16 protein-coding genes and 1 tRNA gene are annotated in these 15,807 nt (G+C 33.7%); 13 read left to right on the top strand and 4 right to left on the bottom strand.

The window, feature by feature from the left end; genetic code table 11:
• Positions 1–77 precede the first annotated feature (77 nt).
• The gene (locus AA088_RS05025) at positions 78–269 is read left to right on the top strand and encodes a hypothetical protein (protein WP_046743853.1); all 192 of its coding nucleotides are present in this window, start codon (positions 78–80) and stop codon (positions 267–269) included.
• Positions 270–350: 81 nt separating this feature from the next.
• Here AA088_RS05025 and rimM read toward each other — a convergent pair whose 3' ends face one another.
• Positions 351–878, bottom strand: coding sequence for a ribosome maturation factor RimM (rimM, locus tag AA088_RS05020; RefSeq protein WP_046743852.1), 528 nt, complete (start codon positions 876–878; stop codon positions 351–353).
• A 70-nt stretch (positions 879–948) separates the two neighbouring features.
• Positions 949–1,452 carry a 30S ribosomal protein S16 gene (locus AA088_RS05015; RefSeq protein WP_046743851.1) on the bottom strand — a complete coding sequence of 168 codons (504 nt, stop codon included), beginning with the start codon at positions 1,450–1,452 and terminating at the stop codon, positions 949–951.
• 314 nt (positions 1,453–1,766) lie between these two features.
• Between AA088_RS05015 and dnaE the strand changes: the two genes are divergently transcribed.
• The 6 genes from dnaE (at position 1,767) to AA088_RS04985 (ending at position 9,505) form a co-directional block, all read left to right on the top strand.
• Positions 1,767–6,149, top strand: coding sequence for a DNA polymerase III subunit alpha (gene dnaE / locus AA088_RS05010; protein ID WP_046743850.1), 4,383 nt, complete (start codon positions 1,767–1,769; stop codon positions 6,147–6,149).
• Between the two features lie 141 nt (positions 6,150–6,290).
• Positions 6,291–6,707, top strand: a complete 417-nt coding sequence (locus AA088_RS05005; protein ID WP_082106568.1) for a carboxypeptidase-like regulatory domain-containing protein — start codon at positions 6,291–6,293, stop codon at positions 6,705–6,707.
• Between the two features lie 30 nt (positions 6,708–6,737).
• Positions 6,738–7,754 (top strand): transglutaminase domain-containing protein, encoded by a 1,017-nt coding sequence (locus tag AA088_RS05000; protein ID WP_046743848.1) that lies wholly within the window; start codon positions 6,738–6,740, stop codon positions 7,752–7,754.
• Between the two features lie 168 nt (positions 7,755–7,922).
• A complete protein-coding gene (gene trxA / locus AA088_RS04995) occupies positions 7,923–8,243 on the top strand; it encodes a thioredoxin (RefSeq protein WP_046743847.1) in 321 nt (106 codons plus the stop codon).
• Between the two features lie 172 nt (positions 8,244–8,415).
• The gene (locus tag AA088_RS04990) at positions 8,416–9,345 is read left to right on the top strand and encodes a DUF58 domain-containing protein (protein WP_046743846.1); all 930 of its coding nucleotides are present in this window, start codon (positions 8,416–8,418) and stop codon (positions 9,343–9,345) included.
• Between the two features lie 86 nt (positions 9,346–9,431).
• Positions 9,432–9,505, top strand: a tRNA-Asp gene (locus AA088_RS04985).
• A 263-nt stretch (positions 9,506–9,768) separates the two neighbouring features.
• Here AA088_RS04985 and AA088_RS04980 read toward each other — a convergent pair.
• Positions 9,769–10,269 (bottom strand): DUF456 domain-containing protein, encoded by a 501-nt coding sequence (locus AA088_RS04980; protein WP_046743845.1) that lies wholly within the window; start codon positions 10,267–10,269, stop codon positions 9,769–9,771.
• A gap of 136 nt (positions 10,270–10,405) precedes the next feature.
• On the opposite strand from AA088_RS04980, the gene AA088_RS04975 reads away from it, so the two are divergent.
• The 6 genes from AA088_RS04975 to AA088_RS04950 all read left to right on the top strand — a co-directional run bounded on the left by AA088_RS04975 (position 10,406) and on the right by AA088_RS04950 (position 14,969).
• The gene (locus AA088_RS04975) at positions 10,406–10,774 is read left to right on the top strand and encodes a BlaI/MecI/CopY family transcriptional regulator (protein WP_046743844.1); all 369 of its coding nucleotides are present in this window, start codon (positions 10,406–10,408) and stop codon (positions 10,772–10,774) included.
• Positions 10,771–12,267: a M56 family metallopeptidase gene (locus AA088_RS04970; RefSeq protein WP_046743843.1), complete on the top strand. Its 1,497-nt coding sequence runs from the start codon at positions 10,771–10,773 to the stop codon at positions 12,265–12,267. The genes AA088_RS04975 and AA088_RS04970 overlap by 4 nt, the downstream gene beginning before the upstream one ends.
• Before the next feature lie 12 nt (positions 12,268–12,279).
• A complete protein-coding gene (locus tag AA088_RS04965) occupies positions 12,280–13,419 on the top strand; it encodes a tetratricopeptide repeat protein (RefSeq protein ID WP_046743842.1) in 1,140 nt (379 codons plus the stop codon).
• 59 nt (positions 13,420–13,478) lie between these two features.
• Positions 13,479–13,958 (top strand): hypothetical protein, encoded by a 480-nt coding sequence (locus tag AA088_RS04960; RefSeq protein ID WP_046743841.1) that lies wholly within the window; start codon positions 13,479–13,481, stop codon positions 13,956–13,958.
• A gap of 133 nt (positions 13,959–14,091) precedes the next feature.
• On the top strand, positions 14,092–14,505 hold the full coding sequence (gene parS, locus AA088_RS17555; protein ID WP_052752788.1) for a type II RES/Xre toxin-antitoxin system antitoxin: 414 nt from the start codon (positions 14,092–14,094) through the stop codon (positions 14,503–14,505).
• The gene (locus AA088_RS04950; RefSeq protein WP_046743840.1) at positions 14,505–14,969 is read left to right on the top strand and encodes an RES family NAD+ phosphorylase; all 465 of its coding nucleotides are present in this window, start codon (positions 14,505–14,507) and stop codon (positions 14,967–14,969) included. The genes parS and AA088_RS04950 overlap by 1 nt, the downstream gene beginning before the upstream one ends.
• A gap of 1 nt (position 14,970) precedes the next feature.
• Here AA088_RS04950 and AA088_RS04945 read toward each other — a convergent pair whose 3' ends face one another.
• On the bottom strand, positions 14,971–15,807 hold the full coding sequence (locus AA088_RS04945) for a DoxX family protein (protein WP_046743839.1): 837 nt from the start codon (positions 15,805–15,807) through the stop codon (positions 14,971–14,973).

Raw genomic sequence — 15,807 nt, 5'->3', positions numbered from 1 at the left:
ATTGCTTGAAAAATAGTGGGTAACAAAAATAGTAACTCAGAACTTTAGAATGTATAAACCATGAAAATTTTAATCAAATGAAAAAGCAAATTAAAAAGTTGACTTTTATCAAAGAGAAAATCTCAACGTTGCCAGCAAGTCTTGTATTGGGTGGAGCAGCTCCTAATGATGGAGGTGATAAGCCAGTCGATCAAGACAAAGAACCAGTTACATTTATGGCCGAAGGTTGTGGTACTTCCGTACACCGACCTATGTGTGAGGCTTCTTAAAAAGTCGCAAAATTAAGGGAAACATTGTTTTCTTTAAAAAGGGTTCTTCAGAAAGTAGTTATACGTTTTGAAGAACTTTTTTTATTCTAAATACAAATCGATCAAGCCTTTAGGTGCTTCTATAAATATTGTTTTTGCGTCACGATCTACCTTTTTGATAATTTCATCATTCATTGGGATTAACACTTCGATACCGTTGCGGTCAATCTCAAATAGAGGTTGTGAAGTGTTGTCATTTACTCCTGTAATTGTTCCAACAGTTCCAAAAGAAACGTCATTTACAGTAAAACCGATGACTTCATGATAATAAAACTTATTTCCTTCCAACTTAGGTAAGGCAGTTAGAGGTAAATACAATTCACACTTCAACAACTGATCAGCATCTTCTTCTGTTTCCACATCTTCAAACTTAACACGCAACAGATCTGACTTGTGAAGCGAAGATTTTTCAATAAAGAACGGTAAAAAATCACGTCCTAACTGAATAAAAACAGCATCTAGATCTTCATACAACTCTGGTTGATCAGTATCTAACTTTATTAGTAATTCACCTTTAAAGCTATATTTTTTAACAATTTTTCCTAAATAAAAACAATCTTCAATTTGCATATCAATATCATAAAAAAAAGCCTAGCAAAATTACTATTTACTAGGCTAAAAATTATATCAAAGCTATAATTTATTCTTCTTCACCTGCAGGAGTCTCTCCAGCATCTTCAGCAGCATCTTCTATAACAGGAGCGTTTGCGGCAATACGAGCTTCGTTTACAGCTTTTTCAGCTTCTAAAGCTTTTGCTTTTGCTTCTTCTTCAGCTTGAGCTAAACTATCTTTCTTACCTTGAACTTGTCCTTCTTTTTCAGCTAACCAAGAGTTGAATTTCTCATCAGCTTGCTCTTGTGTTAAAGCACCTTTACGAACGCCACCTAATAAGTGGTTTTTGTATAAAGCACCTTTGTAAGAAAGAATTGCTCTTGCAGTGTCAGTTGGTTGTGCACCATTCTGTAACCACTGTACAGCACCGTCAACGTTCAAATCGATAGTTGCAGGGTTTGTGTTTGGATTGTACGTTCCTAATTTCTCTAAGTAACGACCATCTCTTTTTGCACGCGCATCAGCGGCAACAATCCAGTAAAAAGGTTTCCCTTTTTTACCGTGTCTCTGTAATCTAATTTTAACAGGCATAAAAAATTAATTTGTGAGGTTCACGACCTCTATTATTAATAAGAGCGCAAAAATACTATATTTTCTGAAACACAACTACTTAATATTACTTTTTTTAATATTCTTGTTTAAAAAAGTACTGTTTAATCATTACGAATTGCTTTTTTGAATTATTAAAAAGTTAATAACTTGACAATGGTTTATTAAAGTTTGCGCTTCAAAAGAGTTTCTACTGTGCATTTTGTCACTAATGCGGTGTTGATAACTCCACTCCAAAATGCGGAAATAAATTTGTAATTTTATCCGTTCATTTTTCCTCTATACAAAAGCAGCATATGTACTTAATTTTTGATACCGAAACGACAGGTTTACCAAAACGCTGGGATGCGCCAATTTCTGACACCGATAATTGGCCAAGATGTATACAAATTGCTTGGCAATTACATGACGAATTGGGGAACTTAATTGAACATCAAGATTATTTAGTAAAGCCTGAAGGATTCAATATTCCATACGATGCTGAAAAAATTCACGGAATTTCTACTGAATTAGCTGAAGCAGAAGGGATTTCGTTACAAGAAGTTTTGGAAAAATTCAACATAGCACTTTCTAAAACAAAGTTTATTGTTGGGCAAAATGTGGGGTTTGATGTAAATATTATGGGAGCTGAATTCTATCGAGAAACCGTTGCCAATAAATTACAAGAGCTACCAGTATTAGATACGTGTACGGAACATACCGCTAGTTTATGCCAAATACCTGGAGGACGTGGAGGAAAGTTCAAGTTGCCAACATTAACAGAATTACACGAATACTTATTTGGGGTAGGATTTAATGAAGCGCACAATGCAACTGCCGATGTGGAAGCAACAACACGTTGCTTTCTCGAATTAGTTCGTCGTAAAGAGTATACGATTGAGGAGCTAGATGTATTACCTGATTACTTTGAGCGTTTCTCGGAAAATAATCCGCAACCAATCGAAATGATTGGTCTGAAGCATATCAATCTCAAAGCAGCTTCAGACAAAATTCGAGAACAACTAACAAAAACACAGGAAGGTGAGGGAATTTCTCAACAGGAAATTCAAGAAAACATAGAGGTTTTAAAAGAGGCTCCATTTTCGCATCTACACAACCACTCACAATTCTCAGTATTACAATCCACATCAAGCATTGCCGATTTAGTAAAAGCTGCAGGTGATTACAATATGCAAGCTGTTGCAATAACGGATCATGCCAATATGATGGGAGCTTTTCATTTTGTGAGAGAAGTAAGTGGTTACAACAAAGGAATTGAAGCAAAAATTGCTGAAGCCTCAGCAAATGGCGAAGAAACCAATTTGCAACTCATAAAACCCATTGTAGGCTGTGAATTTTTTGTTTGTGAAGACCATTTAGACAAAACGCGTAAAGACAATGGATATCAGATTGTTTTACTGGCTAAGAACAAAAACGGATATCATAACTTAGCAAAAATGTCATCAATCGCATATACGGAAGGATTTTACTATGTGCCTAGAATTGACAAAAATGTAATTGAGAAATATAAGGAGGATGTCATTGTTCTTACAGGGAACCTTTACGGAGAAGTGCCTAGCAAAGTATTGAATGTTGGAGAAGCACAAGCTGAAGAAGCTTTGCTTTGGTGGAAAGAAACCTTTCAGGATGATTTGTATGTAGAAATCATGCGCCACAATCAGGAAGATGAAAATCGTGTAAACGAAGTGTTGATTAAATTAGCGAAAGAACATGATATTAAGTTGGTGGCAACCAATAATACCTACTATATCTCTCAAGAAGATGCTACTGCTCACGATGTTTTATTGTGTGTAAAAGATGGTGAAAAACAAGCAACGCCTATTGGTCGTGGACGAGGTTATCGATATGGATTGCCAAATCAAGAATACTACTTCAAGTCACCTGATGAAATGAAGGCTTTATTCAAAGATTTGCCTGAAGCAATCCTTTCCATACAAGAAATTGTAGATAAAGTTGAGCCTTTTGAATTGGCGCGTGATGTATTATTGCCAGCTTTTGATATTCCAGAAGAATTTCAATGCGAAGAAGATAAAGTTGATGGAGGAAAACGAGGAGAAAATAAATACTTACGTCACTTAACATACGAAGGAGCTAAAAAACGGTATGGTGAAATTACACCTGAAATACAAGAGCGACTCGATTTTGAGTTGGAAACCATTGAAAACACAGGATATCCAGGCTACTTTTTAATTGTAGAAGATTTTATTCGCGAGGCTAGAAATATGGATGTTTCTGTTGGACCAGGACGTGGTTCTGCTGCGGGTTCAGTAGTGGCGTATTGTCTGTGGATAACGAATATTGATCCAATTAAATACGATTTGCTTTTTGAGCGTTTCTTGAATCCTGATCGTGTGTCAATGCCTGATATCGATATTGATTTTGATGATGAAGGAAGAAGCCGAGTCATGGATTATGTGATAGATAAATACGGTGCCAATCAAGTAGCGCAAATTATTACATATGGAACCATGGCGGCAAAATCCTCCATTCGTGATACAGCGCGTGTGCTAGACTTACCACTCAACGAAGCGGATCGAATAGCCAAACTGATTCCGAATACGAAGTTGGAAAAGATTTTTGGAAAATCGGAAGCTGAACTCAAACAAAAATTCAGAGCAGAAGAAGTTGTTCAAATTAGCGAATTGCTTACTCTTTCTGAAGAAAACGGGCTAGAAGCAGAAACCATTAACATGGCACGAGTCTTGGAAGGATCTGTTCGTAATACAGGAATTCATGCTTGTGGAGTCATCATTACTCCTGACGATATTACCAAATTTGTTCCAGTTGCTTTAGCGAAAGATTCTGACATGTATTGCACACAGTTCGATAACTCGGTGGTGGAAAGTGCAGGATTGCTCAAGATGGATTTCTTGGGATTGAAAACGTTGACGTTAATCAAAGACACGGTTAAACTCGTAAAATACAAGCATGGAATTGAGATTGACATCGAAAATATTTCCTTAGAAGATCAAAAAACGTACGAATTATTCCAAAGGGGAGAAACCGTTGGAGTGTTTCAGTACGAATCGCCCGGGATGCAAAAACACATGAAATCGCTCAAACCAACTACGTTTGCCGATCTTATCGCTATGAATGCATTATATCGTCCTGGTCCGATGGAATATATTCCAAGTTTCATCCGAAGAAAACATGGGGAAGAAGATATTGAATACGATTTGGAAGCGTGCCAAGAATACTTGGAAGAAACCTACGGTATTACCGTTTATCAAGAGCAGGTGATGTTGCTTTCGCAAAAACTAGCCGACTTTACCAAAGGTGAAGCCGATGTTTTGCGTAAAGCAATGGGAAAAAAGCAAAAAGCCGTATTGGACAAGATGAAGCCAAAGTTTATTTCGCAAGCATCTGCCAAAGGACACCCGGAAGATAAACTCGAAAAAATTTGGAAAGACTGGGAAGCGTTTGCGGCATACGCCTTCAATAAATCGCACTCAACCTGTTACGCTTGGATTGCCTATCAAACAGCCTATTTAAAAGCGCATTATCCTGCAGAATATATGGCGGCAGTACTATCTAACAATATGAATGATATCAAAACAATTACGTTCTTTATGGAAGAATGTAAACGTATGAAACTAGATGTTCTGGGACCTGATGTGAATGAATCATTCTACAAATTTACTGTAAACGATGATGGAGCTGTTCGTTTTGGAATGGGGGCAATCAAAGGAGTTGGGCATGGCGCAGTGAAAACCATCGTAAAAGAACGTTCAGAAGGAAAATACAAATCTGTTTTCGATTTGGCAAAACGAATTGATTTACGTGCGGCCAACAAAAAAGCCTTTGAAAACTTAGCTTTAGCCGGCGGATTTGATTCCTTTGGCGACACACACAGAGCACAATACTTTCATACAGAGGGCGATGGTGTTACCTTTTTAGAAAAAGCAGTCAAATACGGAGCTAAATTTCAAGAAAATAAAAACTCTGCTCAAGTAAGTTTATTTGGAGAAGCAAGTGAGGTTCAAATTGCAGAACCGAAAGTGCCACCATGTGAAGAATGGGGAACGATGGAGAAATTGGCTCGAGAAAAAGAGGTGGTAGGAATCTATATTTCAGGTCATCCGTTGGATGATTTTAAAACAGAAATGCAGTATTTCTGTAATGGAGATTTAAGTTGTTTCTCTAAAATGGAAGACTATGTGAATCGTGAAATTTCTTTTGGTGGTGTGGTAACAGAAGTGCAACATCGTGTATCTAAAAACGGAAAAGGATGGGCATTATTTATAGTAGAAGATTATAACAATTCTCATGAATTTAGAATTTTTGGAGAAGAATACTTAAAATTCAGACATTTCTTTGTTCCTAATTCATTTGTGTATATCAAAGCATTCATCAAGGAAGGATGGATCAATCGTGATACAGGCAAACGTGGTGAGCCTAGATTGCAGTTCAATTCAATGCAATTGCTGCAAGACGTTATGGAAGCTGCTGCAAAGAAAATAACGATACAATTAGATATAAATGAACTCAAAGAAGAAACATTAGATGTTATCAATGATATCATAACAACACATAAAGGAGATAAGTCGTTGCATTTTACACTATATGAACAAAAAGAAAAGATTAAACTGCAAACACCGAGCAAAAAGAAAAAAGTAAAAATTTCTCAAGAATTGTTGGAAGCATTATCTGCAGAAGATATTTTATATAAGATTAACTAATTAATTGAAAACTTTACCGTAATTTTATATAAGTTCCATTCAGTAAGCGGTTTACTCATTAAAAATACCAGTTTGCTCAATGTAGTTTTACTATTTACACAACAAATGATACATTAGATATCAATAAAAAATAATAGCATTATGAAAACACAGGTGAAAATTTCGAATAAAGCAATATTCATGTTCTTTATGTTAATCGGTTTGGTGGGGTTTACTCCTTTGCAAGCTCAAAATGATAACAGTTCTGCGGAAGCAACACAAGGAAAAACCATCAAAGGAATCGTCACTGACGGAACGAATCCGTTGCAAGACGTAAATGTTACCTTAAAAGGATTTAAAGTAGGAACGGTTACTAACGAAAAAGGAGAATTTACCTTTCCGAGACCACTTAGAGTTGGCGAAGTGTTACAGTTCAGTTATTTGGGTTTTGCTACAAAAGAAGCAAAAATTAAAGCAGACACTAATTTTATCAGAATGGAAATGTCTGAGGAAGTCATTGAAGTGATGGGAAGTCTAAATACTAACAAACGCTACAAATCCAAGAAACGAAAGCAATAACCTTTCTAAAGTCTCACGACTTCTTTTTTGATGAAATTCACACAACTTTTTATGCTTTTTTGTGTATGGCAAGTGCATGCGCAAGTTTCTGATTTTAAAAAAATCAAATTTGACAAAGCAGATAGAATTGCTGCAGAACACAAACATGAAAAGTTAAACAATCTCCCCGTGCTCGTATATACACTCACAAATGAGTTAGATACTGATGTAGAAAAATTCAGAGCTATATTCACATGGGTATGTAGTAATATATCTAATGATTATCAACTATATGCCAAAAATATGCGGAAACGCAGAAAACTCATAAATGATAGCATAGCGTTGAAAGCTTGGAATGAAAAATTTAAGAAAATTGTATTTAAAAAACTTCGAAAGCGAAAAAAAACACTATGTACGGGCTATGCATATTTAATAAAAAAAATGGCAAATTTAGCAGAGATTGAATGTGAAATTGTTCATGGATTTGCTAAAACTAGTACGATTGATCCGGAAAAATTAACAATTCCAAATCACTCATGGAATGCTGTGAAACTTAATGGGAAGTGGTATCTCTGCGATCCTACTTGGGCAAGTGGAATACCAAACCCAGAAAGTTATCAATTTCAATTTCATTACAACGAAGGTTTTTTCTTAGCCGATCCTCAGATTTTTGCAATAAATCACTTTCCGTTAAAAGAAAAATGGTTCTTATTAACTAATAACACTTCACAATCTTTTCAATCTTTTATAGAAGCACCTATTCTTTACAATGATGCTTACCGATATTTTAGTAGTCATTCAAAACCAGCTAAAATGTATCAAAGTGTGCAGCAAAATGACAGTCTTACCTTAGCATTTGATACATATGTGTCTTTTCAAAAAAAAGATGTTCACTTTATCATAGAAAATAGTTTTACAAGTAAAAGGAGAATGCCTAGCTTTATTTCACTCGAAAATCAAAAACTATGCGTGGCATATAAATTTACTACATCTGGATATTATGATGTACATTTGTATGTAAAAGACGATTTAATTTCAACATATACAGTTGAGGTAAAAAAGGACTAAGGTCTTGTATAAAGTCAATTTTTAGAAAACTCATTGTTATACAAATACTTATAAGAAAAAACAATTGCTTTATAATCAAAACAAATGTGAGCTTTGTAAGTTTTGGTAAAATATTTGACTAATATTGCATAATAACTTAAAAAATAACGTTTAAAAAATATAAATAATATGGCTTTAGAAATCACAGACGCAAATTTTGAAGAAATCGTAATGAATAGCGATAAACCTGTATTAGTTGACTTTTGGGCAGCTTGGTGTGGACCATGTAAAATGTTAGGTCCAGTAGTTGAGCAAATTGCTGAAGAGTATGACGGAAAAGCAGTAGTTGGAAAAATGGATGTAGATGCAAACCAACAATATGCAGCGCAATTTGGAGTTCGTAACATTCCTACAGTACTAATGTTCCAAAATGGAGAATTGGTAGGACGTCAAGTAGGAGTTGCTCCTAAAAATGTTTACACAGAAGCAATTGACAAGTTATTAGCGTAAGCAATAACTCATATTCATATCAAGAAAAAGGTTTGGTGTATTTCCAAGCCTTTTTTTGTGCAATTTTTTTCATGTCCATTACTTTGCACTAAAACACTTTACGCAAAATATCCTTGCATGACACTTAAAATTACTATATTTCAGACTCTATTCAGGATAAAATCAATTACGTGTGAACCTACAAAAAGAATTCAATAAAACAGCCGGATTTAAAAACTTGGAATTGCTTGCCAAACAGGTAGTGGAAGGGTTTATTTCTGGAATGCACAAAAGTCCGTTTCATGGGTTTTCGGCAGAGTTTGCGGAACATAAAATTTATAACGCAGGTGAAAGTACCAAGCATATTGATTGGAAATTGTTTGCTAAAACAGATAAATTATATACGAAGCGCTATGAGGAAGAAACCAATTTGAGATGTCATATTATTATTGACAACTCTTCGTCTATGCATTATCCAAATGTTGCAGAACTTTCGTTAGATTCACTCAATAAGATTGGATTTTCTGCACTAGCAACAGCTTCTTTAATGAATATCTTGAAAAAGCAACGAGATGCTATAGGATTAAGTGTGTATTCAGATACATATGATTTTTATGCGCCTGAAAAAGGAAGTGAGCGCCACCATCAATTACTACTAAACACATTGGATGAGACCGTAAAAAATAAACCAATACATAAAAAAACAGCTACATACACATACTTGCATCAAATTGCAGAGAAAATTCATCGTAGAAGCCTTATCTTCCTTTTTACAGATATGTTTCAAGATGGTGTTGAAGACGAAAAACTATTTGAAGCATTGCAACATTTAAAATACAACAAGCATGAGGTAATATTATTGCATGTTTACGATGCTGAAAAAGAACTGAAATTTAATTTTGATAATAAACCAAAGCGTTTCATAGATGTAGAATCTGGAGAGTATATTGATGTATATGCAGATACTGTTCAGGAAAACTATGAAAAAGCGGTTGAAGATTATTTTCAGCGACTCAAGATGAAATGTGCTCAGTATAAAATCAAATATGTTGCAGCAGATATTAATAAAAAATTTGAAAAAATTTTACTTACGTATTTAATTGAAAGACAAAAGTTTGCATAGTTGTAGTGAAAAAACTTTAATTTTTTTTGCAAATATGTTTGCATAAATAGAAATGTAGCGTATATTTGCATCCGCAATCAAGCAACGGTTTGGTAGTTCAGTTGGTTAGAATACATGCCTGTCACGCATGGGGTCGCGGGTTCGAGTCCCGTCCAGACCGCTAAAATTGCAAAAAGCTTCTCCCTCGAAGAGAAGCTTTTTTTGGCAAAAAGATTTAGTTGTGTTGTTTAAGGTAAATCTTTGATTTACCTTGGTTTAGTAGTTAAACCAATGAAAAGCTTTCCTTTTTTCTCCATAGAAAATTGGGATGCTTTTTTATTTTGAAGAAACTTGAAACCCGATAAATTTCTACAAAGGAGGTTAAGTTGCTGGTAACGGCATTCGAAAATTTTCTACTATTTCAATAGTTATTCTAGTTGTGTGCTAAAAAAGTACATTTTTATACGTCCAAAAGTCGTTAATAAAGAAACCTAAATAAATTACCGAAACTATAAGCTTTAAAAGTGTAGAAAAAAGGAAGCCAAGAAATGATCCAAAAGCAGCTTTAAAAGCGTTTGAAGTATCTTTTTTAGCAAATGAAATCTCTCCAATCAAAGCGCCTAAAAAAGGACCTATTATTACGCCTATAGGTCCCATGAAGAACAAACCGAATATCAACCCAATTGTTGTTCCATATACCCCATATTTACTGCCTCCGTATCTTTTAGTTCCAATTGCTGGAATTATATAATCCAAAATAAATACTGCAATTGCAATGAGTAGCGTAATTACTAAAAATGTCCAATCAGTAGGGATTACTTTAGTCATATAAAGAAGTAAAAGTCCCAGCCAACTTGTAATAGGACCAGGAATGATAGGAAGAACACTGCCAATAATTCCTACTAGCATTAATATAAAACCTATGATCGTTAAAAAAATATCCATATAGTTTTTTTGAATAGGTCTTACATAATTGACAAATGTTACATTTTTTAACTAACAAATTAGTTTAAACTAAAAATTTAGTTATATTTGTTTTGTTGAACTAAAAACTTAGTTAAAATAAATAAATCATTTATCTATGAAGCAATTAACGAAAGCGGAAGAAGAAATTATGCAAATTTTGTGGAAATTGAACAAGGCTAATGTCAAAACAATTATTAAGCATTTTGAAGGTTCTAGACCTGCATATAATACCGTTTCAACAATTGTTCGAATTTTAGAAAGCAAAGGATTTGTTGGATATGAAAAAGTAGGGAAAGGTCATGTATACTTTCCGCTTGTGGCACAAGCGGAATATAGTCATCAATCAATTTCAAAATTAGTTAATGGTTATTTTCAAGGATCATTTAAAAGTATGGTGTCGTTTTTTATGCAAAAAAATGATATCAGCACGTCTGAGTTAGAAGATATTCTTCAAGAGATTGAAAAAAACAAGAAAAAATCATGATGGGATATTTTATAAAAGTCGTCACGCTTCAGTTGCTTTTTTTAATTGGTTATGACCTGTTTTTAAAGAAAGAAACGTTTTTTAATTGGAATCGTGTGTATCTGATTTGTTCGTCATTAGTTTCATTTATATTGCCTTTTATTAAAATTGAAAGCTTTCATAATGCTGTGCCTCAAGAATATACTATATTTTTACCAGCAATCGTATTGACACCTGAGAAAACAGTAGCACCTATAGAGGCTACTTGGAACTGGTTTTTAATCATTGGAATTTCAATAAGTTGTCTCTTGTTTGTGTATAAAATTACACAGCTTGTACGATTGCGTTTCCAAGGACATTTTGTGAAACATAATGAGTGTACTATCATTATCATACCCAAAAGCACACTAGCATTTTCAATATTTAACTATGTATTTATTGGAGCAGATATTCACGAGGCAAAACTTGAAGATATTCTTTCGCATGAACTTGTACATGTGAGAGAAAAACATTCCATCGATCTATTATATTTTGAAGTATTACGTATTCTTTGTTGGTTCAATCCATTGGTATATGTTTATCAAAAACGAATTTCAGAACTTCACGAATACATTGCAGATGCTGAAATCGTGAAGCATAAAAATAAATCCGATTATTATGAAAAACTGTTAGCTGAGGTCTTTCAAACACAACATTTTTCATTTACCAATCAATTTTTTAAACATTCATTAATCAAAAAACGAATCAGTATGTTAACAAAACAAAAATCCCGAGAAATTTTAAAGCTTAAGTACTTAGTTTTAATTCCATTACTATTAGTGTCATTGGTGTATAGTTCATGCGAAGACAGCTCAATTGCCGATGTTGAAGGTAATGCAACCGCAACCGAAATTTCCTCAAAAGAGGTACAACTTCAACAATTAATCGAAAAATTTAACAAAACCATTACGACAGAACAAAAATCCAAAGGTTTTGATCCTGATCAATTTTCTGAAGCACAGCAAGAAATTATAAGAAAAATAACTGAATTTGTAGATGCAGAAGATTTGGTGATTTCAACAGGTTTTGGAGAATTACGAATTCTGGGAGATAGATGGAAAAATAAAGTAAAGCAAGAAACAAAAGCAGGTTCAAATTATGATGAATTTGAACAGGAAAGTGTTATGTTTAGTGCGATTGACCAAGCGCCAGTATTTCCTGGTTGTGAAGATAAAGGAACACTTGAAGAAATGAAGAGGTGTTTCTCGAAAGCTATTAGTGCACATGTTTTAGAAACATTTAATACTAAAAATCTAAAACACTTAGATCTACAAGGAGCACAAAGAATTTTCGCTAAATTTTTTATAGATAAACAAGGAAATGTGACAAATCTAGAAGTTCGAGCGGAACATCCTGATTTGGTTGCAGAAGCAGAAAGTGTAATTCGTAAACTTCCGAAGCTTACTCCAGGAATGAAAGATGGAAAACCAGTACGGGTTAAATATGTTTTGCCTATAGTTTTTAGGTTAGATTGATTTTAAAATAAAATGAAAAAACTATTTTATGTATGTGCTATTTGTTTCGCATTCAAAGTGGAAGCTCAAATTTCTACTTTGAGTGTGGCAGATAGTTTATATCAAATGGGGAATTTTTCCAAAGCAATTTCACTATACCAAACATTAGAAAATTCAAACAATAAAAATGTAAACATAGCGAAAGCATATAAAGCACTTGGAAATCTGCAAAAAGCAATCGAAAGTTATGAGAAAGCGCTTGTAAATGATTCATTGAACTCTCTAGTTTTATATGATTATGGGAAGTTGTTATATTCCGTAGGAGATTTGAAAAAATCATTAGTTATTTTTGAAAAACTTAAATCTAAAGATACAACCAACCCTAACTTTCATTATCACTTAGGAATTGCTAAAGAAGGGTTGCTTCAAGAAGATTATATACACTCTTATTTGGAAGCTTTCAAACTAGATAATCAACATCAAAAAAGTATTCATAAACTGATTAAATATTATCTAGAAACAAAAGAAATCGAGAATGCTTCACAAATCATCAAAATAGGGTTGCAAAATAATCCTAATGATGCAAAAATTATTGGCTTTAACGCTCAATTGTATTATTTGCAAAAAAAATATAGAAAAGCGCTTGTATGGTTTGAAAAACTGATTACATCTCGCAAAGCGACTCAATATGTATATGAAAAAGCAGCGTTTTCTGCTTATCGGGTTGGACGTATTTTAAAAGCAATCAGTTATTATGAGGAAGCTTTAAAAAAAGACGAAGGAAATTATTTCTATCATTCACAATTGGCCAAATTGTACTATCAAGATGGAATTCATAAAAAAGCTGAACATCATGCATCACAAGCAATTGTAGCTAAAATGATTGACACTTCGGGTGATTACTATATTCTTGGGTTGGTGCATTTTGATAGAAAAGAATATAAAAAAGCAATCAAACTTTTTAAAATGGCGTTGGAGGAAGACCCAATGTATGAAGCTGCTCAGTTTCAATTGACACTTTGTGCAGATAATTATTATTCTGATTTAAAAGAAAAACTTAACATGTATGAGCGTTTCATAGAAAAATTCCCTAATGGAAACGAAGACATGCGTAAAATTATCAACACGCGTATTCGAGAACTCAAAGAAGAAATTCACTTAAAAGCTGAATAAAACAGCAAAAATTAGTGCATAAATTACGAAAAGTTGTATTTTTCATCATAATTACCAAGATGAAGCAACTGATTACATATTGTGTTTTCATTATTTTGTGTACTTCTTGCGATTTTATCAATAGTGGAGTCGTAAAAGAAGAAACAATTGTGGCACAAGAAAAGCAAGCAATCGACTTGAGTACAGTTGATGAATTTCCTTCCTTTCCAGACTGCGACCATTTAACAGGAGAAACACAAAAAGAATGTTTTTTTCAAACACTTACAAATCAGGTATACGAGCGACTAACTCAAAACGAATTTGTTGTTTCCAAGCGAATTCAAGATACAATTCAAGTTGCTTTAGAGGTTGATTCTAAGGGGATTATTAAATTAGTTCATATTAATAAACAAGTACTTACTGCGCAACAACTCCCAAGTTTAGATAGTTTAATTAATGTAGCTATCCAAAACTTGCCAAAAGCTTCTCCTGCAAATAAAAGAGGAAACCTCGTAGCTACAAAATTTGTACTGCCTATTATTTTAAATGTTGCAGAATAGACTAGCTGCAGCTAATTATTAGTTCGTTCGTTTCTAACGTGTGTTAAAAAAAGATAAAAATACAAGTTGGATACAGTTATATTGATAAAATAGTTGTAAATTTACACAATGTATTAGGTAAAAGTACTAAAATATGGAAGCTCTCACATTAACAAGTTACATCGATAACCGAAACGATTCACCTCAAAACAAATTGAAAGTCATTCACGCAACTAGGAATGGCGTTACGCGTTCAGAGTTGAAAAAATTTAGTATGCGCGTGGCTTTACCTCTTACAAAAATCTCAGAAATTGTTCCGGCTTCTTACTCTACTTTAGCCAAAAAAGCCAGCTATGATAAAGAAGTTAGTGAACGATTGTTTGAAATTGCTGAAGTATATTCAAAAGGCTTTGAAGTATTTGGGGATGAAAAAAAGTTTACCAGATGGCTCAATAAAAAAAGTAAAGTTTTGGGTGGGCAAACCCCTTTTTCTTTACTAGATACGAGTTATGGAGTAAAGTTGGTAATAGATGAAATACGACGTATCGATTACGGAATTTTTGCTTGATGATCGTATTTAGAATTGACAGAGCCAAACGAAAAAACAATTTACTTTCGGGTATCGGAGCTGAAAAAATTGGCGGTCGATGGAACGAAATAGGAACGCGTGCCGTATATACATCACAACATATTTCTTTAGCGTATTTGGAAGTTGTAATGCATTTAGATATTACAGAAGACTTGCCAGATGATCGTATTTTAGTTCATATAGAAATACCCGATGAGGTGATGATTCATGAGTTAAAAAAACTACCTAAAAATTGGAATACTTTTCCTTATAATAGCTATACACAAGAAATCTTTACTCGATTTGTGCAAGAAAACAAATACGCAGTCTTAAAGGTGCCATCAGCGATTGTACGAGATGAGTTTAACTATATTTTAAATCCATTACATCCAGACTTTCATAAAATAAAAGTGATGAAAGTACAGAAATTTACGTTTGACTCTCGTTTATATCATGATGTGTAAATCAACGGTTGTATGGATACTCATTAATCCAATTAAAACCTCTGTTAATCAACTTAAATTTACGTAAGTCGTATTGCTTGGCTTCAATCATAATGGTATCATTTTTATGTATTCCTTTTGCGGTGAGAATGCTATCTTTTAAAGAGTATCGCAAGTCAAAAATATCAGAAGAGTCACGTCTATTTTTTAAATAAATAGTCCTTTCAACAGAATCGATTTTCATTGAATATAGATTGCGCTTATCTTTCATAGAATATAAAGAAAGATATTCTTTTCGTTGAATGACAATACGTTTCCAAATAGATTCATCCGTAATTAGTAAAGGAATAGTGTCATTGTTTTTTACAATTGATGTTATATCATAAATACCATACATATAAGGCTTTGGAACATTTGGTCCATATGATTCGTTGGAAATAATCATTTCAGAAATTGTTGCGTACAAAAAATAACCTATAAGTAAAACTTTTATAACCAAGGCAGTAGTGTTATATGTGCGTTTCTTAAAATAATAAGGAAAACTTCTAGGAATTATCGTTGTTTTGGTAAAAAATACAGCAAAAAGACGTTTCCAATCTTGCATAAAAATGAAAAAGGAGAACATCATCAAATGGAAAGAATAGATTTTTACAGGAATATCATAACACATATTCATCATAAAAACATTCAGCATTACACCAAAACCAACCAATCCTCCTAGCGTACGTGTTCTTCTAAAAATTAGCAGAATCCCAGCCACTACTTCAGCAATTCCTGAAAAAGTGGTATAAGGGCCAGATGCTCCCATAAATGTCCACGCAATTCCCATAGGAGAAGAATCTCCATACGGTTGTATCAA

The organism is Kordia zhangzhouensis (assembly GCF_001005305.1).
Lineage (GTDB): Bacteria > Bacteroidota > Bacteroidia > Flavobacteriales > Flavobacteriaceae > Kordia > Kordia zhangzhouensis.
This window is presented reverse-complemented; position numbering and strand designations above follow the sequence as displayed.

Coding starts and splice junctions, on each gene's coding strand:
- AA088_RS05025 (WP_046743853.1), top strand. CDS start 78: ATGAAAAAGCAAATTAAAAAGTTGACTTTTATCAAAGAGAAAATCTCA.
- rimM (WP_046743852.1), bottom strand. CDS start 878: ATGCAAATTGAAGATTGTTTTTATTTAGGAAAAATTGTTAAAAAATAT.
- AA088_RS05015 (WP_046743851.1), bottom strand. CDS start 1,452: ATGCCTGTTAAAATTAGATTACAGAGACACGGTAAAAAAGGGAAACCT.
- dnaE (WP_046743850.1), top strand. CDS start 1,767: ATGTACTTAATTTTTGATACCGAAACGACAGGTTTACCAAAACGCTGG.
- AA088_RS05005 (WP_082106568.1), top strand. CDS start 6,291: ATGAAAACACAGGTGAAAATTTCGAATAAAGCAATATTCATGTTCTTT.
- AA088_RS05000 (WP_046743848.1), top strand. CDS start 6,738: ATGAAATTCACACAACTTTTTATGCTTTTTTGTGTATGGCAAGTGCAT.
- trxA (WP_046743847.1), top strand. CDS start 7,923: ATGGCTTTAGAAATCACAGACGCAAATTTTGAAGAAATCGTAATGAAT.
- AA088_RS04980 (WP_046743845.1), bottom strand. CDS start 10,269: ATGGATATTTTTTTAACGATCATAGGTTTTATATTAATGCTAGTAGGA.
- AA088_RS04975 (WP_046743844.1), top strand. CDS start 10,406: ATGAAGCAATTAACGAAAGCGGAAGAAGAAATTATGCAAATTTTGTGG.
- AA088_RS04970 (WP_046743843.1), top strand. CDS start 10,771: ATGATGGGATATTTTATAAAAGTCGTCACGCTTCAGTTGCTTTTTTTA.
- AA088_RS04965 (WP_046743842.1), top strand. CDS start 12,280: ATGAAAAAACTATTTTATGTATGTGCTATTTGTTTCGCATTCAAAGTG.
- AA088_RS04960 (WP_046743841.1), top strand. CDS start 13,479: ATGAAGCAACTGATTACATATTGTGTTTTCATTATTTTGTGTACTTCT.
- parS (WP_052752788.1), top strand. CDS start 14,092: ATGGAAGCTCTCACATTAACAAGTTACATCGATAACCGAAACGATTCA.
- AA088_RS04950 (WP_046743840.1), top strand. CDS start 14,505: ATGATCGTATTTAGAATTGACAGAGCCAAACGAAAAAACAATTTACTT.